The following is an 18,469-nucleotide window of genomic DNA, read 5'->3' on the forward strand; positions in this document are numbered from 1 at the left end:
GTTACCGCGGCGTTACGCGCCGATCGCTTCGAGACCTTCCTCCAGCCAGTCGGCGAGCAACGGCATGCCAAGCAGGTACTTGGCCGTGCGCTTGTTGGCGCGTTCGCGCGCCGCCGTCACGGCATCCACCCATTCCGAGGCGTCGTAGTCGCCGCGGCCGACCCAGGCGAGCGCAACCAGTTCGGCGGCTTCATCGACATTGAGGTCGTCGATCAGCTCGCGCAGTTCTTCCTCGGTCAGGTTTTCCGAACTTTCCTCGGCAAGGCCGTCATGGTGATGATTGTCGTGCGTGTCGCCGTCGAACTCGATCTCGTGTTCTGCCCCGTCGGCATAGTCCTCGTTGACGGCGGCGCTCAGCGCCTTGGCCTTGAGGATGAACAGGCGCACGGTGTCGGGGCCGATCGTAAGGTCCCAGTCCTTTTCAAGCCTCTGCTGCACGGGCCGTCTCCGTCCGTCGTTTGCCGGATGATAGCGGATTTCAGGCATCCGTCACCTGATGTTGTCCCAAACTGCATTTTTCGGGATGAAACGATCGGCACGCGGCGTTAGTGTTGCATTCTCAACCCTCCAGGAGGCTTCGATGCATAAAAGAGTGCTGATCCAGGCGGCGAGCGCGCTTCTCGCTCTGCAGTTCCTCGCTGTTCCCGCTTTCGCCGCCGGCAGCAGTGGTGGCAGCGACCAGACCGTCACCCAGTGCAAGAAGGGAGAGGTCTGGGACAAGAAGAAGAAAAAGTGCGTCGCACCGCAGGAAGGCATGCTGGACGACGACAGCATCTATGATGCCGGCCATGCGCTGGCGATGGCCGGGCGCTATGACGAGGCGATCTCGGTGCTCACCCTTGCCGCCAACAAGCAGGATCCGCGCATCCTCAACTATCTCGGCTATTCGCACCGCCACTCCGGCCGTGTCACCGTCGGCCTCGGCTATTACGAGGAGGCGTTGCGCATCGACCCGAACTACACGCTGGTGCGCGAATATCTCGGCGAGGCGCATCTACAGATCGGCGACCTTGCCGGCGCCCAGCAGCAACTGATGGAAATCGAGAAGCGCACCGGCAAGGGCTCGCGCGAATACGGCATGCTGTCCGAGCAGATCGAGCATTTCATGCGGAGCTGATCAGGCCCCCAAAGATTTGCCGAAGCGGCCGCGAGCAATCGCGGCCGTTTTTTCATTGCCTCCTGCCTCGTTGGCCGCCTCCTCTGGTGAAAGCGGGGATGATTTTTGCAAAACCGCTTTTTTGGGCGTGAAAAACCCGCGAAGATTGCTATATTGGGGGAAATTGCGGTGAAACGGTTCCGTTAGCCCGAGGCTGCCGGACCGTTTTCTTTTTGTACCCAACGACAAGGCCTCCCCCGAAACGCGGGGGTGGCGGCAGGAAAGGTCAGGCATCATGAACAAGGTCCCGATGACAGGCGAGGGGTTCGCGTCATTGAAGGAAGAACTGCGTTGGCGCCAGCAGGAAGAGCGGCCGCGCATCATCGAGGCGATCTCCGAGGCGCGCTCGCATGGCGACCTGTCCGAAAATGCCGAATACCACGCCGCCAAGGAGGCGCAGAGCCTCAATGAGGGCCGTGTCAACGAGCTCGAGGACCTGATCGCGCGCGCCGAGGTCATCGACGTCACCAAGCTCAGCGGCGACAAGGTCAAGTTCGGCGCCACCGTCGTGCTGGTCGACGAGGACACCGAGGAAAAGAAGACCTACCAGATCGTCGGCGACCAGGAAGCCGACGTGAAGTCCGGCCGCATCTCGATTTCCTCGCCTATCGCGCGCGCTCTGATCGGTAAGGAAGTCGGCGACGCCATCGAGGTCAACGCGCCCGGCGGTGCCAGGGGGTATGAGATCGTCCAGGTGCAGTTCATCTAGGGGATTTGGGGCAGGGCTTGGCCCTGAGTTGCGCCATACCAATCCAAGGTTGGCGCCGCCCCTCATTGCCCTGCCGGACGTTCGTCTTTCGAAAAGCCAAGCAATTGGCTTTTCGTCCGCTACGCGGACCACTCCTCAACTCCCCGTATAGTGACGGGGAGAAAGACGCCTTCATTGACGGTTTCGCTCACTTTTCAACATTGCAAGAAGCCGCGCCGGCGCTGCGCGCAGTTGCCTTCTTCCCCGTCAATATACGGAGAGAAGGTGCCGGCAGGCGGATGAGGGGCGGCGCTGGCCTTCCGATTGAATTGATTGAGAAAATCAATTCTTGGCAGCGGTCGCTTGACCAAGTGTCTGGCGCTCCAGCAGCCTCTCCACTTCCGCCATAACGTCAGCAGGCGTCACACGCCCCTCTACCGCTGCCAGTAGTGTCGACGCAAATTCCCCGCGCGGGCCGGTCAAACCCGGCTCCGTCGCCAAGAACACCGCGACCGTCGGCAGGCCGAAGGCGCTGGCGAGATGGGTCAGGCCGGTGTCGGCGCCAATGACCAGGGTCGAGCGGCCGAGGATGGCGGCGATGTCGGCCAGCGGTGATTTTGGCACCACGACCGTGGACGGCACGGCCCTGGCGATGGCTTCGGCGACAGACTTCTCACGCACGTTCGACCATGTGGTGACCGGAACCATGCCGCGCTCGACCAGCAGGCGGGCGGTTCCGATCCAGTCTTCGACAGGCCATTTCTTGTCCTCGCGGCTGGTGCCGTGCAGCAGGAAGGCGGTTTTTCCGGTGATGCCCGCGAGAGCGCCGGGTGGCGGCACGATGCCTGAAGCGAGCGTCGACAGATCGGGCTGGTAGCCCAGCGCCAGCCCGAACAGCCGCCTTGTCCGCTCGATGGCGTGCAGGTCGCGCGGCACGCCGTAGGTGACGTCGTAGAACAGGGTCGCCGAAGGTTCGCGCGCGCTCGACCGGTCGAAGCCGGCGATCGGTGCGCGCGCCTGCCGCGCCACCAGGGCCGATTTCAGCAGGCCCTGTGCGTCGATGACCAGGTCGTAGCGGCTTTCGCGCAATGTACGGCGCAACGCGGCCGCCTCGCGCCAGGTGCCGCCACTGAACAGCGCCTTGCGCCAGCGCCGGATGGCCACCGTGTGGATCGTGCCGATCGCCGGGTGCAGGGCGACGATACCGGCAAACGCCTCCTCGACGCACCAGTCGAAGGACACGTCCGGCCGATGCAGGCTGGCGTCCTCGACGGCCGGAAAGGTGTGGATGACATCGCCCATGGACGATGTCTTGACGATCAGGCCCTTCATGCCGCGGCCGGAAGTTCCAGCAGCCGCTCCGCCGCCGCCGCGACCTGGCCGACTTGCAACGTCTTCAGGCAGTTGAGATGGCCGAGCGGGCAGACCTTCTGGTGGCAGGGCGAGCAGGAGAGGTGCAGCCAGACCAGCTCGCGCCGCTCCGCCAGCGGTGGCGTGTTCTCGGGCGAGGTCGAGCCGTAGACGGCGACGATCGGCGTGCCGACGCCGGCCGCGACATGCATCAGCCCGCTGTCGTTGGACACCGCCAGCCTTGCCGCGGCGATCAGGTCGATGGCATCCTCCAGCCGCGTCTGGCCGGCGAGGTTGACGACGCCGGGGGCAAGGGCCGCGATCTCGGCGGTGACGTCGCGGTCGTTTTTCGAACCGAACAGCGCGACCTTCAACCCCTTATCCATGAACTCGCGGGCAAGGCCGGCATAGCTTTCGCTCGGCCAGCGCTTGGCCGGGCCGAACTCAGCGCCAGGCATAAGGGCCACGAATTCCCTCGGCGCCAGGCCGAAACGGTCGAGCAGGGCGGCCTGGCTGCCGGCATCCACGGTCAGATGGGGGGCGCGGAAACTGCCGCCCTTGGCGAGGCTGAAATAGGCCTGCGCTGTGCGCCGTTTCACGGCGTCCGGCAGCGGCACGATGTCGGTCAAAAGGCCATAGCGCATCTCACGCAGATGGCCGACACGCCGCGGAATGCGGGCAAAGAAGGGGATCAGCGCCGATTTCCAGCTGCCCGGCAGGACATAGGCCATGTCGTAACGGCCGCGCAGCAGGCGGCCGAAGCGGCGGCGAATGGTGAATTCGAGCGCGCCGGGCTTCAGCGGCAAGTCGATCTGCTGGCGGATCTCGGGCATGCGCTTGACCAGCGGTGCCGCCCAGGCCGGCGCCAGCACGTCGATCGCGGCGTTGGGATGGAGTTCCTTCAGCGCCGAGAACAGGCACTGCGCCATCACCATGTCGCCCACCCAGCGTGGGCCGATCACGAGGATCGTTGGGCTTTCAGCCATTCGACATAGTCTCTGACACCGGTTTCGACTGTCCGGAACTGGCCATTATAGCCGGCCGCACGCAAACGGGACATATCAGCTTGGGTAAAACTCTGGTAGCTGCCCTTGAGGTGGTCGGGGAAGGGGATGAATTCGATCTCGCCCTTGCCCAGCGTGTCGATGACGGTTTCGGCGATGGCGCGGAAGGGCTGGGCGCGGCCGGTGCCGCAGTTGAAGATGCCGCTCGAGCCGCGCTTCCACAGCCACAGATTGACGTCGGCGACATCGCCGACATGGATGAAATCGCGGCTCTGTTCGCCAGGGCCGAAACCGTCATAGGCGCCGAACAGCTTCGGATTCTCGCCGCGTTCGACCTGGTTGAACAAATGGAAGGCGACCGATGCCATAGCGCCCTTGTGCGCCTCGCGCGGGCCGTAAACGTTGAAGTAGCGCAGGCCCGCGACCTGCGAGTGATCGGTGTCGAAGACCGTGCGCCTGACATAGTCGTCGAAGAGTTTTTTCGAATAGGCATAGACGTTGAGCGGCCGCTCGAGCGCCGGATCCTCGCGAAACTCCGAACCGCCGCCATAGACGGACGCGGAGGAGGCGTAGAGGAAGGGCACGCGCAGCGCCTGGCAGGCATGCAGCAGCCGCTTCGAATAAGCAAAATTCACCTCCATCATGAACTTGCCGTTCCATTCAGTGGTGGTCGAGCAGGCGCCCTGGTGGAACACCGCCTCGACACGACCGAGCGATCCGGCTTCGATGCGGGACAGAAAATCGTCCTTGTCGAGATAGTCGGCAATGCTGAGATCGGCGAGATTGGCGATCTTGTGGCCGTCGGTGAGATCGTCGACGACCAGGATGTCGTCATGGCCCTCGGCATTGAGCGCGGCGACGATGTTGGAGCCGATCATGCCGGCGCCGCCCGTGACGATGATCATGAAGGCCTCTGGTTGCTTGCGATTCCGGTCCTTATAAGGGAGGCCAGCCGGGCTGTCGACAAAGCAGGCAGTCGCCCGTCTCGTCCTTTTCAAACTTGTCTGTTTTGTCCATTTTGTCTATTATGGGCAAAACGGAGTGCCCAATGAAACACTACCCATCGACCGATCTGAAACAGAATCTCGGTGACGTGCTTGCCGCCGCGAGCCAACAGCCTGTGTCCATCACTCGTCACAACAAGCCGCGATATGTCCTGATGAGCATCGAGGCATACGAGGCTCGCTTCGGGAGCGACAGCCGCCGAGTCTACGCGGCGGAGGATGCTCCGTCCGAACATGTCGAGATGCTTGAGGAATACGCTGCGGAATTGGACCGTGATTAAACCCGTCGCCGCGGACGTCTGGCGATATCCGTATCTGTGGCATCGCCAGCATGGAGACGGCGAGACCGAAGGCCGCAAGACGCGCCGTGTCGCCTTCGTCGCCGTTCTTCCGGGAAAAGCCGGAGGCACGAACTTTTTTATCCTTGCAATCACCTCCACCCAGCCCGGCCGTGATCGCGTGGCCGTTGGCGTCCCAGAAATTGAACGCCACCGCGCTGGCCTTGACCCTATCCCCCTTTGGGTAATAGTCGACGAGTACAACCACGATATTCTGGAATCGTCGGCCTATTTTGAACCGGGTGCGCGCATCGGTGCCTTCAGTCCGTCATTCCACAGAAAAGTCATGTCGGCTTTCATTGCAGCTGTTCGCGCAGGCCAATCCAAAGCAATCCCACGGGCTGACTGAACGGTCGCAATCGGGCAGGGCAGGATCATGAGGGACAAACATGCCGTCGACTGAACTGCTCATTGCGTTTTTCGCCACCACGGCGATCTTCGCCTATATCCCCGGTCCGGCCATGCTCTATGCCGCGGCGCAGACGATGGCGCGGGGGCGCTGGTCGGGACTGACGGCGGCACTCGGCATCCATCTCGGCGGCTATGTGCATGTCTTTGCCGCCGCTGCCGGCCTGTCGGTGCTGTTCCATGCCGTGCCGCCGCTCTACATGGCGGTCAAGCTGGTCGGCGCGCTCTATCTGATCTGGCTCGGGGTTTCGCTGTTTCGCAAACGCGTGGAGGGCGATGTGGCGTTGCCCGCCATCGAGCGGAAATCGGCTCGCCGGGCATTTTTCGAAAGTATCACCGTCGAGGTGCTCAATCCCAAGACGGCGATCTTCTTCATGGCGTTCCTGCCGCAGTTCATCGACGCCTCGGCGGCCCTTCCGGTTTGGCTGCAATTCGTCGTGCTCGGAACCATCGTCAATTTGATGTTCTCCTCGGCCGACCTCGTCTGCGTGTTCCTCGCCGGCCTAGTGATCGGCCGGCTGCGGCGTTCGAGCCGGGCGCAGCGGCTGATGCAGCGGGCCGGCGGTGCGGTGCTGGTCGGGCTCGGCGTCCACGTTGCCCTGCAGAAGAGCTGACGCGGCGCCGTTGCGCCGGTTCGAATTGCGGTATATCGGCAGGCATGAACGACCGCCTGTCGGCACCCTATATGTTTCAGCGACTGTTTTTCCCCGCGCGTTGCCAGTGATATGATCAAGCACAATCCGCCTTCTCCCGAACCCCTGCACCGCGCCATTGCCCGCTTTGGCGGCGTCACCGTGCTGGTGGTCGGCGACCTTATCCTCGACCGCTTCGTCAATGGCGTCATCGAGCGGATTTCGCCTGAGGCGCCGATCCCGGTGCTGCATGGGCGTGGCGAGACCTCGGCCATGGGCGGCGCCGGCAATGTCGTGGCCAACATCGTCTCGCTTGGCGCGCGGGCCATTCCGGTTTCGGTGATCGGCACGGACACGGCCGGCGACAGCCTGGTGCGCATGCTCGGCGAGCTTGGCGCCGAGACAGCGGGGCTTTCGCAGCAGCGCGGCCGCATGACCTCCTCGAAGAGCCGCTTCAGCGCGCTCAACCAGCAGGTGCTGCGCTTCGACGAGGAAGAGATCAAGCCACTGGACGAGGCTGAGCGGGCGGAGCTGGTCCGACATTTCCGTGCAGCACTCGCGGGAGCCGACATCGTCATCCTGTCCGATTACGGCAAGGGCATCCTGCTCGATGGCGTCGCCGCCGAGCTGATCGCCATTTGCCGCGAGGCCGGCAAGCCGGTGCTGGTCGATCCCAAGGGCCGCGACTATGCGCGCTATGCCGGCGCGACCGCCATCACCCCCAACCGCAAGGAACTTGGCGAGGCCGTCGGCCACGCGGTGTTCGCCGATGACGAGATCGTCGCGGCCGCGCGGGAGCTGATAGCGGCCCACGGCTTCGACTTTGTCGTCGCCACCCGCAGTGAAAAGGGCATGAGCGTGGTCGGCCCGGATGAGGCGCGCCACATCGCCACCCAGGCACGCGAAGTGTTCGACGTCTCGGGCGCCGGCGATACGGTGATCGCGACCTTCGCGCTGGCGCTCGCGTCGGGCGCCGATCCGGTCGCTGCGGCCTCGATTGCCAATGCCGCCGGCGGCGTCGTGGTGGGAAAACGCGGCACCGCGCGGCTGACGGTCGAGGAACTCACGGGCGCGCTGTTTCGCTCGCACGGACCGACCGCCCACAAGGATGCCATCCTCGATGCCGCATCGGCCGCGCGCATGGTGGCGGCCTGGAAGGAAGAGGGCCTGAGCGTCGGTTTCACCAATGGCTGTTTCGATATCCTCCATGCCGGTCATGTCAGCCTGCTGCACGCGGCGCGCAGCCAGTGCGACCGGCTGGTGCTCGGCCTGAACAGCGATGCCTCGGTGCGGCGGCTGAAAGGGCAGGGCCGCCCGGTCAACGACCAGCATGACCGCGCCTGCGTGCTTGCCGCGCTCGCCTCGGTCGATGCCGTCGTTGTCTTCGAGGAGGACACGCCGCTGGCGCTGATCGAGGCGCTGCTGCCCGACATCCTGGTCAAGGGCGCGGATTATACGATCGACACCGTGGTCGGCGCCGATGTGGTGCAGAAGGCCGGCGGGCGCGTCGTGCTGGTCGATCTCGTCGCCGGCAAGAGCACCACCGGCACCATCGGCAAATTGCGCGCCGGCTCTACAAGCTGAGGGTTTCATGTCTGAACTGAACGACTATCTGGTCCGCTCGGCGRCCGCGATCACGGCGATGGTCGAGCGCGATTTGACCGGCGAGATGGAGCGGGCGGCGAGCGCCGTGGTGGCGGCACTTTCATCGGGCAAGGCCTTGCTGATCGCCGGCAATGGCGGCTCGGCCAGCGATGCAATCCATATCGCCGGCGAACTGGTCGGCCGCTTCCTCAAGGAGCGCAAGGCCTACAATGTCATCGCGCTGCCGGCCAATGCCGCGGTGCTGACCGCCTGGGGCAATGATTACGGCTTCGACACGGTGTTCTCGCGCCAGGTCGAGGCACATGGGTCGGCCGGCGGCGTGCTTCTGGCGATCTCGACCAGCGGCAATTCGCCGAGCATCCTCGCCGCCGCCGAACAGGCGCGGATGATGGACATGACGGTGATCGGCCTGACCGGCGACACCGGCGGCAAGCTCAAGCCGCTGTGCGATATCCTGCTCAACGTGCCTTCGACCTCGACGCCGATCATCCAGCAGGGGCATCTGTGCCTCTATCATCACCTCTGCGAAGTGGTCGAAGCGCGCCTGTCGAATGGCTGACAAGACGGGGACGCCAAACAAGCTGACCGAGCCGGGCCTGTGGGTCGAGCGCATCGGCGGCCGGGCCCTCCCGCCGCACCTGCCGGCGCTGTTCCTCGACCGCGACGGCACCATCAACGTCGACACCGACTATCCCAGCGACCCGGCCGAAATTGTGCTCAGGCCGCAGATGCTGCCGGCGATCGCGGCCGCCAATCGGGCCGGAATCCCGGTTGTCGTGGTCACCAACCAGTCCGGCATTGCGCGCGGTTACTTCGACTGGAGCGTCTTTGCGGCGGTGAATGGCCGCGTGCTTGAGCTGCTGGGCGATCACGGCGTGTCTGTCGACATGGTGCTCGCCTGCGCGTACCACGAGGCCGGTGTCGGGCCGCTCGCCATATCGGATCACCCGATGCGCAAGCCCAATCCGGGCATGCTGGCCGAGGCGGGCAAACGCCTTGCTCTGGATCTCCAGCGCTCGCTGATCGTCGGCGACAAGCTCGCCGACATGCAGGCGGGAAAGCGCGCCGGTCTGGCACAGGGCTGGCTGGTCGACGGCGAGGCGGCGGTTCAGCCCGGCTTCGCCATCAGGCCCTTGCGGGACAGCGGCGACCTCGGTGACCTCATCGCAGCCATTGAAGCGCTCGGCCGGGCCGACCGATCCTGACCCAGGCCTGAGAGCTCACGCAGGATCATCCGAGGCCTCGTAGAGTTTTGCCTCGGTTGCGAAGGAATAGATCATCACCGACATCGAGTAGACGAAGCCGTGTCGGCCGCACAGGAAGTAGCGCTTGGCCAGGTAGAATTTCAGGAAGTTGCCGAACGGCGACAGCACCAGCCGCACCAGGCCTGGCTTCTTGCCTTTCTCGACCAGCGTGACGGCCTTGAGGCTTGAATAGGCGTTGGCCCGGGCGAGATCCTCCTCGACCGATATTTCACGGCGATGCAGCAGGACACCCTCCTGGATCGTGCCGGTCTCGCCAGGCACGTGGAAGGCTTCGTGCACCCGCGCGGTGAGATCGATGGTGGCGCCCTGCCTGCGGAAAAGCCGCATCAGCCTGTTGTGCAGCACCCAGCGGTGCGCGTAGCCGTAGCCCTTCAGCCAGTCACGGCGGCGGATGTACCAGCCGCTGATCTTGTTGTCGGAGCCTTGCGTGATGGCCACGATCGACTGCCGCAGCTGGTCGTCGACGCGCTCATCCGGGTCGATCGAAAGACACCAGGGCTGGGTTGCATGGTCGAGCGAGAATTGCCGCTGGCGGGGGAAACCCGGCCAGTCATTGCGCAGCAGCCTTATCGGGTAGCCCTTGGCGATGTAGCTTTCGACGCATTCGATCGTGCCGTCCGTCGAACCGGAATCGACGATGATGATCTCGGCGCAGAAGTCGATGCTTTCCAGGCACGGGCCGATCATGTCGGCCTCGTTCACGCAGATGATAAGCGCCGAGACCGGGCTTGCAAATCGAGTCATGGTCCCCTTCCCATGGCAGGCCCCCCCCCAGAGCAACGCTGCTTTCGCCATCTGTTCCCAAAGCAAATCCGCGCGGAAAACCGTTACACACTTTCCCTGGAATTGCTTGAGAAACCAATCAAGCGGTCAGTCAAGCGGCGAAGTCCGGCAGAGCCGTCCAGCCTTGTACATCAGCGTCTGTCGAATACCAACGCGGCGGCGGTGTGGCGAAGGCAGGAATTCGCCGGCGCACGGGCGTTCACCAGGCCTCAGGTGCGCTCGAAGGAAACCAGGCCTTCATCCTTGACCCGGCGGATGGTGAGCGCGGTGCGCACAGTGTCGACGTTCGGCGTCGAGGTCAGCTCCTCGATGACGAAGGTCTGGAAGGTGCCGAGGTCGCTTGCCACGCAGTGCAGCAGGAAATCGGATTCGCCCGAGACCATCCAGGCATCGCGCACGATCGGCCAGCCGCGCGTGCGCTCGGCGAAGGTGCGCAGTTCGGCATCGGCCTGATGGTGCAGGCCGACCAGGCAAAAGGCGACGACATCGAGGCCGAGCGCCGGCGCATTGAGCAGCGCGCGGTAGCCGCGGATGATGCCGGCCTCCTCCAGCCGCTTGACCCGGCGCAGGCAGGGCGGGGCCGAAATGCCGACGCGGTTCGACAGCTCGACATTGGTCATGCGCCCGTCCGCCTGCAGCTCGCGCAGGATCTTCCAGTCGATGGCGTCGAGGTCGGCTTTCAGGGGCATGGCTGTCTCAGCTCGGCGCAAGAATCTTTCGCAATTTTGTAATTAAACGACTTTTGTGTTGGCGCCAGCCCTTATCAACGCGATTTTTGGACGGTAACGAAAGCGGCGATCACGCGAATAACGCTTGGGCCGAAGCTTTCCGGGGACGACGGCCCGTTCGTCTTGCTGGCGTGGTTGGCAACCCTTACATTAAGCGCGAATTCCACGTCTTTTTCCAAGGCACTGTCCGCCCCGCAGAGGTTCTAGATGACCACCAAGCACGCACCTGTTCTTATCATCGGTTCCGGTCCGGCCGGCTACACGGCGGCGGTCTATGCCGCACGCGCCATGCTGAAGCCGATGCTGGTCGCCGGCCTGCAGCAGGGCGGCCAGCTGATGATCACCACCGACGTCGAGAACTATCCCGGCTTCGCCGATCCCATCCAGGGGCCGTGGCTGATGGAACAGATGCTCAAGCAGGCCGAACATGTCGGCACCGATATCATCAACGACATCATCACCGAGGTCGACCTCAACGTGCGGCCGTTCCGCGCCAAGGGCGATTCCGGCACCACCTACACCGCCGACGCGCTGATCATCGCCACCGGCGCGCAGGCCAAGTGGCTGGGCATTCCGACCGAGCAGGATTTCATGGGCTTCGGCGTCTCGGCCTGCGCCACATGTGACGGCTTCTTCTACCGCGGCAAGGATGTCGCGGTGGTCGGCGGCGGCAATTCGGCGGTGGAGGAGGCGCTCTATCTGTCGAACCTCGCCAAGAGCGTCACGGTCATCCACAGGCGCAGCGACTTCCGCGCCGAGCGCATCCTGCGCGAGCGGCTGCTGCAGAAGGACAATGTCCGCGTCATCTGGGACACGGTGGTCGACGAGATCACTGGCCGCCCCGGCAAGGCGCCGCTGCCGCCGTCGGTCGAGGGGCTGAAGCTCAAGCATGCGGTGACCGGCGCCGAAAGCCACCTCAAGGTCGACGGCGTGTTCGTGGCGATCGGCCATGCGCCAGCGGTCGAGCTGTTCGTCGGCAAGCTGAAGCAGAAGCCGAATGGCTATTTGTGGACGGCGCCGGATTCGACCCGCACCGACGTGCCCGGCGTGTTCGCGGCCGGCGACGTGACCGACGATGTCTACCGCCAGGCGGTGACGGCGGCGGGGCTCGGCTGCATGGCGGCACTCGAAGCAGAAAAGTATCTGGCCGGCATCGAGGTGCATCGCGAAGCCGCGGAATAAGGGCCACTTTAAACAGTTAAAAAAACGGCTTAGAAACGCCGTGTAAAAGCCTGATTTTTCATTCAGACGCCAAACAGAACGAGGGGAATCATGGCGTTGGACTGGGACAAGCTACGCGTGTTTCACGCTGCGGCGGAAGCGGGGTCGTTTACGCACGCGGCCGAGACGCTGCACCTGTCGCAATCGGCGATCTCGCGGCAGGTCAGTGCGCTCGAGCACGATGTCGGCGTGCCGCTGTTCAACCGCCATGCGCGCGGCCTGGTGCTGACCGAGCAGGGCGAGATGCTGTTCCGCACGGCGCATGACGTGCTGATGAAGCTCGAGACCATCAAGTCGCGCCTGACCGAGACCAAGGACCGGCCCTCCGGCGTGCTCCGCGTGACGACGACCGTCGGCCTCGGCGCCGGCTGGCTGACCGAACGGGTGCAGGAGTTCATCGAACTCTATCCGGAAATCAGCCTGCAGCTGATCCTCGCCAATGAGGAGCTCGACCTCACCATGCGCCAGGCCGATTGCGCCATCCGGCTGCGCCAGCCGCAGCAGCCGGACCTGATCCAGCGCCGCCTGTTCACCGTGCATTTCCACCTCTATGCGGCGCCCTCCTATGTCGCCAAGCATGGCAAGCCGGCCTCGGTCTCGGAGTTGAGGAACCACCGCATCGTCACCTTCGGCCTGCCTGTGCCGTCGCATCTGTCGGAGCTGAACTGGCTGGAGACGGTCGGCGATTTCGAGGGCGGCCAGCGCGTGCCGTCGCTGCAGATCAACGACATCCTGTCGATTAAACGCGCGGTGCAGGGCGGCGCCGGCATCGCCATGCTTCCTGACTATGTGATCAACAAGGATTCCGGCCTGGTGCAGCTTTTGCCGGAAACCGAGGTGCCGTCCTTCGACACCTATTTCGCCTATCCCGACGCGATGAAGAACCAAGCCAAGCTGCACGTGTTCCGCGACTTCATCATTGCCAAGGCGCGCAGCTGGTCCTTCTAGCCCAAGGCGATCAACGGCAGCAGCGGTGAGCGGCGGCCTATTCGCTCCGCCATGGCGTCAGGCGTGGCAGCCAGCCAGGGACGTTGCGGCGGTAGGTTTCGTAGTCGGCGCCGTAGCGGCTGGCGAGCGTCGGTTCCTCGTAGAGCCTGACGAAGGAGCTCATGACGACAGCGCCGATGACGGCATAGGCGACAAGCGTCCAGCTCGAGAACAGCAGCGCCTGGCCGAGGATGATCGACAGCACGGCGACATACATGGGGTTGCGGACATGGCGGTAGATGCCGCCGATCACCAGTTTCTCCGTCGGCGCTACAGGGGCAGGCGTGCCCAGCCCCTCGAGCGCGAAGCGGGCGAAGGCCTGCAGCAGGACGACGGCAGCGGCGACGATGAGGATGCCGCCGGCAGGAACGAAGCCCGGCACCGTGGACCACGGCAAGCCCCAGCGATCGCTGAGCAGCCAGGGGACAAGTCCGGCAACCACACCTGGCGCTGCGATCAGGAAAATGCCGCTGCCGGCAATCGCTGAAAAAGGACGCATTGGGTGTTTCCCGCCTGGCTGCCTCAGAATTGAACGGCCACTGCCTGATTCCAGGTCATCAGGCGGTTTCCGGCTTTTGAGAGCAAAATCGGCCGGGAATGACGTTTTCATGACGACAATGACCCAGTCGCGTGCCCGATTTCGGCGATTTTGCTGGTCCTATTGGCTCTCTGAATGGGTTAGACCACAGCCTGCGTCTTTTTGCATGCGTGTGTTGCAAAATAGATGCTTGTTTCTTGGGCATGAAGAGCAGATATATAGATCATCTCCTGGGCGCGTTCTCCTCCCATTAGCGCCCTCGAGTGTTCCCCTCTGGAGGTTAGCCTTAACAGGCACTTCCAATCAAACTCAGCCGGATCTTCACTGATCCGGCTTTTTTGTTGCCCGGATCCTGCCTGGATGGCTGAGAATTTCACGAGAATTGCCACGTAACAGTGTCATGTAACCTCTGGTAACATGACAACGCTGCCTTCCGCTGCTATGAAGAGCACAGGACGCGGTGTGGTTCGGACGGGAGATGGGGGCATCACTCGTACGGCCCGGGCTCAGGCGGCTACCGCGTCCGAACCTATTCCCGCCGAAAGCGGCGCCCGTACATGCGGCGGACCTGCCGTTTCCCCTCCCAAGAAAACGGTCCGCAAACAAAACGACGTCCGGCTCCCCGGGCGTCGTTTTTGGTGTCTGTGGACGTTGTCAGTCCAAGCCGCGCTTTGCTTTTGACGCGACATGCATTGCTGCTGCCGCGTCATGGACTTCGACAATCCTCAACGTTGGCGCCGCCTCTCACTGTCCTGCCGGACATCTCTCCCCGTGAACGGGGAGAGAGTGGCTAATCGGCGAAATCAGGCAGCCTTGCCGTTGGTATTCATCGCTTCGTCGGCGAGGCGACCCGTGAGTTCGGCCATATGGTCGAAGGCGGCGCGATAGCTGGCGACGCCCGCGGTCGCCGAGCGCAGTTCGATGATCAGATCGCCGATCTCGGCCTGCGGCATGGTCGCCTCGACGACATCCCATCCGGGCCATCCCGGCCGCGCGTCGTAGCCGAGGATCTGGCCGCGCCGCTGCGGGATCAGCGCGATGATCTTCGATGTCGCGTCGGATGGCGTGACGATCTCGACCTTCATAACCGGCTCCAGCAGCACCGGCGAGCAGGCGGCCATACCTTCCTTCATGGCGAGCTTGGCCGCCATCTGGAAGGCCATGTCGGAGGAATCGACCGCATGGTAGGAGCCGTCCGACAGGTTGACGGCGACGTCGACGACGGGGAAGCCGAGCGGGCCGGTCTTCAGGTAATCGCGTATGCCTGTCTCGACCGACTGGATGTAGGTCTTCGGCACGACGCCGCCGGTGATGGTGTCGGTGAACTGGAAGCCGGAGCCGCGCGGCAGCGGCTTGATCTCGATCACCACATCGCCGAACTGGCCATGGCCGCCCGACTGCTTCTTGTGGCGGCCGCGCTGCTGCGCCGATTTGCGGATCGTCTCGCGATAGGGCACCGCGGGCGCGTGGCCTTCGACCGGGATCTGGTTCTTGCCCTCCAGCCGCTCGCGCACGACGCGCAGATGCATTTCGCCATGGCCCGACAGCACCGTCTCGGCCGAGTCCTGGTTGTGGCGCAGGCTGAGCGACGGATCTTCCTCGGCCAGCCGCTGGATGGCGGCCGACATCTTGACCTCGTCCTTGCGTTCCTTTGGCCTGAGCGCGAAGGCGAAGACCGGCTGCGGCGGCTCGAACGTGAACAGCTGTTTGGTGCCGCCCTTGGCCGAGGTCAGCGTCTGACCGGTCTTGACGTCGTCCAGCTTGCCGAGCGCCACTGTGTCGCCGGCCTTGGCGGTGGCGAGCTTGAACTGGTCCTTGCCGAGCATCTTGTAGATGCCGGAAACCTTGGCGGTGTCGCCGCCGGGCAGCCAGAGCTCGGAGCCATCGGCGACCTGGCCGGACAGGATGCGCGACACCGACAGCTTGCCGCCATGCGGCGTGTGGATGGTCTTCATCACCTGCACCATGGTGGCGCCGCCGTCCGGGGCGCCAAGCCGCTTGCGGGTCGCCTCGATGTCGGGCGCGTCGTGGCGGATCGCCTTCAAGAGGCGCAGCACGCCGTTGCCCTTCTCGGCGGTGCCGATCAGCACCGGCGTCACGATACCTTCTCGCAGATCGGCGGCGAGGTCGTCGAAGATCGCATCCTTCGGCGGCTCGATTTCCTCGAGCAGCTGTTCCATCAGCTGGTCGTCATGGTCGGCCAGGGTTTCCAGCATCGAGAAGCGCGCTTCCAGTTCGCGCGCCTTGTCGTCGCCCGGTATCTCAGCCACCTCGCTTTCGGCATATTCGCGGTAGATGTAGGCGCGCTCCAGCGCCAGATCGATCGAGCCTATGACGACACCGTCCTTGCGCAGCGGAATCTGGCGCAGCAGGAGCGGCACAGAGCTTGCCGGCTGCAGCATCTTCAGCGTGTCGCGCACGCCCGCAATCGCCTTGTCGACCTTGTTGAGGAACAGGATGCGCGGCACGCCGAGATCGTCGAGCTTGCGCATGATGAGCTGCAGGGCAGGGATCTTCTTTTCGTCGGCCTCGGCCACGACCACCGCGAGGTCGCAGGCGGCCAACACCGGCTCGGCCTCGAAGGAGAATTCGATCGAGCCGGGACAATCGACGAAGGTGATCTGCTCGCCCATGAATTCGGTGGTGGCGATCGTCGCCTCGACGCTCATGGCGTGCGCGCGCGCTTCCGGCGAATGGTCTGAAACAGTGCTGCCTGATGAAACGGGATTTTGTCGGGGGATGGCGCCCGTACGGGCCAATATGGCTTCGAGAAGTGTCGTCTTACCGCTTGCAAAGGGACCGACTATGGCAATGCATTTCGGTCCCGTGCGTCGTCCTCCGGCGCGAGTACCCATGGCTGACCTCCACTCAGGCGTTTCCCTAGGGACCGACTGCTTGCATGGTTCAGGCGTGGTCAATCGGTCCTGAGCGGCGGCCGGCCTGTTCGACCGTCGCGGGCGGGGTTCTTTTCCTGTTGCCACCTGCCCTGAAGCATCGTCCCACTTGTTTGCCGGCAGGGCAAGGAAAATAGAAATCCGCTGCCGTGCGGTGTCCTCAGGCGCTCAGCGCCAGGGGTCCGGCATCGATGGCCTGCAAGGGCGCCACCTTGTCGCGCGGCGCCGGCATGCCGAAGAAGTAGCCCTGGAAACGGTTGCAGCCGGCGGCCTTGGCCAGCGCGAACTCCTCCTGCGTCTCCACGCCTTCCGCAACGATGGTGACGTCCTGGATGCGCGCGATCTGCGTGAGCGCCGACACGAAGATCTGCGCCACCTGATCGTGGGCGAGACTGCGTATGTAGGAACGGTCGATCTTGATGCTGTCGATGGGCAGGGTTTTCAGATAGTTGAAGCCGCAATGGCCGGTGCCGAAATCGTCGAGCGCGATGTGGAAGCCGAGACCGCGCAACGCTTCGAGGCGCCGCAGGATTTCCGGCGTGGCGGCGGTCGCCACGGTCTCGGTGATCTCTATGATGAACTGTGTCGCCGAGCGGCCGGTTTCCTTCAGCACGCGGTCGCACATGGTGACGATCTCGTCGCGCTTCAGCTGCTCGCCGGAAACATTGATGGAGATGCGGCGCCCGGGGAAATGGCCGACATCGGCGCAAGCCCGCTTGAACACCCATTCGCCCAGCATGTCGATCAGGGTCGAGCGTTCGGCGATGGGGATGAACTCGGCCGGCGAGATCAGCCCGCGAACCGGATGACGCCAGCGGATCAGGCCTTCGAGAGCACAGGTGGACCCGTCCGGATTGACGATCGGCTGGTAGTGCAGCTCGAGTTCGCCCAGATAGACCGCGGCGCGCAACTCCCGCTCGACCAGGCGCCGGTAGCGCTTGTCGGACAGCATCTCCTCGTCGAACACGGTGACGCGGCCACGACCGGCGGCCTTGCTTTCATAGAGCGCCAGGTCGGCGACCAGCATCAACTCCGCCGTGTTGGAGGCATGGATTGGCGCCAGCGCCACGCCGACCGAGATGGAGAGCGGAATGGTCTTGCCTTCATGCGATTTGCCGGCGCGCATCGTATCGAGCAATTGCCTGATGTCCTTGTTGATGACGCCGAGGTCGCCATGCGGAATGATGACGCCGAATTCGTCGCCGCCCAGCCGCCCGACCATGCCGCCGGCAAAGACGCGTTCCGACGTCTTGACCAGGTGGACCAGAGCGAGGTCGCCGAACTGGTGCCCGAACGTGTCGTTGAGCTGCTTGAAGTGATCGACGTCGATCAACAGCAAAGTCGCCTCGCGCCGGTCGCGCATCGTGCCCAGGCTGTCGCCCAGCGCTTCGAGGAAGTAGTGCCTGGTCATCGCCCCGGTCATGGCGTCCCTGGTCAGGAAATGATGTTTCTCCGCTTCGGCCGCCGCTGCCGAGCGCAAGCGATGGACGATGCTGCTGCGCATGTACATCAGCGCCAGCAAGGCAAGGCCGGTGGCCAGGGTCGAGACGGCGAAGGCGACGCCCGAAGGCAGGTTGTGCGAGATGTCGAAAGCGCCGAGCGCGGCCGCGCCGATGCTGAGCACAAGCAGGGCCTGGATGCCGCGATAGATCCGGCCGCTATGGTCCTTGATCGTCGCCAGTATGCTCATCCGCCGGCCCCCGCAATGCGGGCTCACGGCTAGTGGCGAGCCGTTAAGAAGACATTGAATTCGCCGTTGTTTCGCCCCGTGCCGTCATGCGCGAAAGGTTCATGGTTAAGAAGAGAAAACCGGTTCTTCCGCCAGGCTGCCAAACAGCCGGTTGCGCCTCGGGCGATATCGGCCGACA

The 18,469-nt window shown here is 63.9% G+C and carries 20 protein-coding genes; 10 read left to right on the forward strand and 10 right to left on the reverse strand.

What is annotated here, in order from left to right:
- Window positions 1-12: 12 nt before the first annotated feature.
- Window positions 13-438, reverse strand: coding sequence for a DUF3775 domain-containing protein (locus tag AC1DPX_RS24715; protein ID WP_202358297.1), 426 nt, complete (start codon window positions 436-438; stop codon window positions 13-15).
- Between the two features lie 142 nt (window positions 439-580).
- On the opposite strand from AC1DPX_RS24715, the gene AC1DPX_RS24720 reads away from it, so the two are divergent.
- The gene (locus tag AC1DPX_RS24720) at window positions 581-1,117 is read left to right on the forward strand and encodes a tetratricopeptide repeat protein (protein WP_202358298.1); all 537 of its coding nucleotides are present in this window, start codon (window positions 581-583) and stop codon (window positions 1,115-1,117) included.
- On the opposite strand, the gene AC1DPX_RS24725 is transcribed toward AC1DPX_RS24720, so the two are convergent.
- Entirely contained in the window at window positions 1,118-1,393 is a 276-nt protein-coding gene (locus tag AC1DPX_RS24725) for a hypothetical protein (protein ID WP_202358299.1), read from the reverse strand. It lies immediately after the preceding gene.
- On the opposite strand from AC1DPX_RS24725, the gene greA reads away from it, so the two are divergent.
- Complete coding sequence (greA, locus tag AC1DPX_RS24730; RefSeq protein WP_008877613.1) at window positions 1,392-1,865, forward strand: transcription elongation factor GreA; 474 nt, start codon at window positions 1,392-1,394, stop codon at window positions 1,863-1,865. The two genes, AC1DPX_RS24725 and greA, sit on opposite strands and share 2 nt — an antisense overlap.
- Window positions 1,866-2,186: 321 nt before the next feature.
- Here the strand turns inward: greA and waaC are convergent, their stop codons facing one another.
- The 3 genes from waaC to rfaD are packed head-to-tail and all read right to left on the reverse strand — an operon-like array spanning window position 2,187 to window position 5,103.
- Window positions 2,187-3,176 carry a lipopolysaccharide heptosyltransferase I gene (gene waaC, locus AC1DPX_RS24735; protein ID WP_477239961.1) on the reverse strand — a complete coding sequence of 330 codons (990 nt, stop codon included), beginning with the start codon at window positions 3,174-3,176 and terminating at the stop codon, window positions 2,187-2,189.
- Entirely contained in the window at window positions 3,173-4,180 is a 1,008-nt protein-coding gene (waaF, locus tag AC1DPX_RS24740) for a lipopolysaccharide heptosyltransferase II (protein ID WP_477239962.1), read from the reverse strand. The genes waaC and waaF overlap by 4 nt, the downstream gene beginning before the upstream one ends.
- Window positions 4,153-5,103, reverse strand: coding sequence for an ADP-glyceromanno-heptose 6-epimerase (rfaD, locus tag AC1DPX_RS24745; RefSeq protein WP_477239963.1), 951 nt, complete (start codon window positions 5,101-5,103; stop codon window positions 4,153-4,155). Before rfaD ends, waaF begins: the two co-directional genes overlap by 28 nt.
- 143 nt (window positions 5,104-5,246) lie before the next feature.
- Between rfaD and AC1DPX_RS24750 the strand changes: the two genes are divergently transcribed.
- The 6 genes from AC1DPX_RS24750 to gmhB all read left to right on the forward strand — a co-directional run bounded on the left by AC1DPX_RS24750 (window position 5,247) and on the right by gmhB (window position 9,390).
- Complete coding sequence (locus tag AC1DPX_RS24750; protein ID WP_202358303.1) at window positions 5,247-5,483, forward strand: type II toxin-antitoxin system Phd/YefM family antitoxin; 237 nt, start codon at window positions 5,247-5,249, stop codon at window positions 5,481-5,483.
- On the forward strand, window positions 5,476-5,889 hold the full coding sequence (locus AC1DPX_RS24755; RefSeq protein WP_477239964.1) for a hypothetical protein: 414 nt from the start codon (window positions 5,476-5,478) through the stop codon (window positions 5,887-5,889). Before AC1DPX_RS24750 ends, AC1DPX_RS24755 begins: the two co-directional genes overlap by 8 nt.
- 40 nt (window positions 5,890-5,929) lie before the next feature.
- Complete coding sequence (locus AC1DPX_RS24760; protein ID WP_477239965.1) at window positions 5,930-6,562, forward strand: LysE family translocator; 633 nt, start codon at window positions 5,930-5,932, stop codon at window positions 6,560-6,562.
- A gap of 111 nt (window positions 6,563-6,673) precedes the next feature.
- Window positions 6,674-8,164 (forward strand): D-glycero-beta-D-manno-heptose-7-phosphate kinase, encoded by a 1,491-nt coding sequence (rfaE1, locus tag AC1DPX_RS24765; RefSeq protein ID WP_477239966.1) that lies wholly within the window; start codon window positions 6,674-6,676, stop codon window positions 8,162-8,164.
- Window positions 8,165-8,171: 7 nt separating this feature from the next.
- Window positions 8,172-8,744 (forward strand): D-sedoheptulose-7-phosphate isomerase, encoded by a 573-nt coding sequence (locus tag AC1DPX_RS24770; protein ID WP_477239967.1) that lies wholly within the window; start codon window positions 8,172-8,174, stop codon window positions 8,742-8,744.
- Window positions 8,737-9,390 (forward strand): D-glycero-beta-D-manno-heptose 1,7-bisphosphate 7-phosphatase, encoded by a 654-nt coding sequence (gene gmhB, locus AC1DPX_RS24775; RefSeq protein WP_477239968.1) that lies wholly within the window; start codon window positions 8,737-8,739, stop codon window positions 9,388-9,390. The genes AC1DPX_RS24770 and gmhB overlap by 8 nt, the downstream gene beginning before the upstream one ends.
- Window positions 9,391-9,405: 15 nt before the next feature.
- Here gmhB and AC1DPX_RS24780 read toward each other — a convergent pair whose 3' ends face one another.
- Entirely contained in the window at window positions 9,406-10,194 is a 789-nt protein-coding gene (locus AC1DPX_RS24780; RefSeq protein ID WP_202358308.1) for a glycosyltransferase family 2 protein, read from the reverse strand.
- 248 nt (window positions 10,195-10,442) lie between these two features.
- Window positions 10,443-10,922 (reverse strand): Lrp/AsnC family transcriptional regulator, encoded by a 480-nt coding sequence (locus AC1DPX_RS24785; protein ID WP_477239969.1) that lies wholly within the window; start codon window positions 10,920-10,922, stop codon window positions 10,443-10,445.
- Between the two features lie 246 nt (window positions 10,923-11,168).
- On the opposite strand from AC1DPX_RS24785, the gene trxB reads away from it, so the two are divergent.
- Entirely contained in the window at window positions 11,169-12,143 is a 975-nt protein-coding gene (gene trxB, locus AC1DPX_RS24790; RefSeq protein WP_202358310.1) for a thioredoxin-disulfide reductase, read from the forward strand.
- A 90-nt stretch (window positions 12,144-12,233) separates the two neighbouring features.
- Window positions 12,234-13,130, forward strand: a complete 897-nt coding sequence (locus tag AC1DPX_RS24795) for a LysR family transcriptional regulator (RefSeq protein WP_010911008.1) — start codon at window positions 12,234-12,236, stop codon at window positions 13,128-13,130.
- Window positions 13,131-13,167: 37 nt separating this feature from the next.
- Here AC1DPX_RS24795 and AC1DPX_RS24800 read toward each other — a convergent pair whose 3' ends face one another.
- The 3 genes from AC1DPX_RS24800 to AC1DPX_RS24810 all read right to left on the reverse strand — a co-directional run bounded on the left by AC1DPX_RS24800 (window position 13,168) and on the right by AC1DPX_RS24810 (window position 18,291).
- Complete coding sequence (locus tag AC1DPX_RS24800; protein ID WP_477239970.1) at window positions 13,168-13,668, reverse strand: methyltransferase family protein; 501 nt, start codon at window positions 13,666-13,668, stop codon at window positions 13,168-13,170.
- 842 nt (window positions 13,669-14,510) lie between these two features.
- Complete coding sequence (locus tag AC1DPX_RS24805; protein ID WP_477239971.1) at window positions 14,511-16,562, reverse strand: elongation factor G; 2,052 nt, start codon at window positions 16,560-16,562, stop codon at window positions 14,511-14,513.
- Between the two features lie 199 nt (window positions 16,563-16,761).
- A complete protein-coding gene (locus tag AC1DPX_RS24810; protein WP_477239972.1) occupies window positions 16,762-18,291 on the reverse strand; it encodes a putative bifunctional diguanylate cyclase/phosphodiesterase in 1,530 nt (509 codons plus the stop codon).
- Window positions 18,292-18,469 lie beyond the last annotated feature (178 nt).

It is taken from the genome of Mesorhizobium sp. 01N446 (assembly GCF_056399285.1).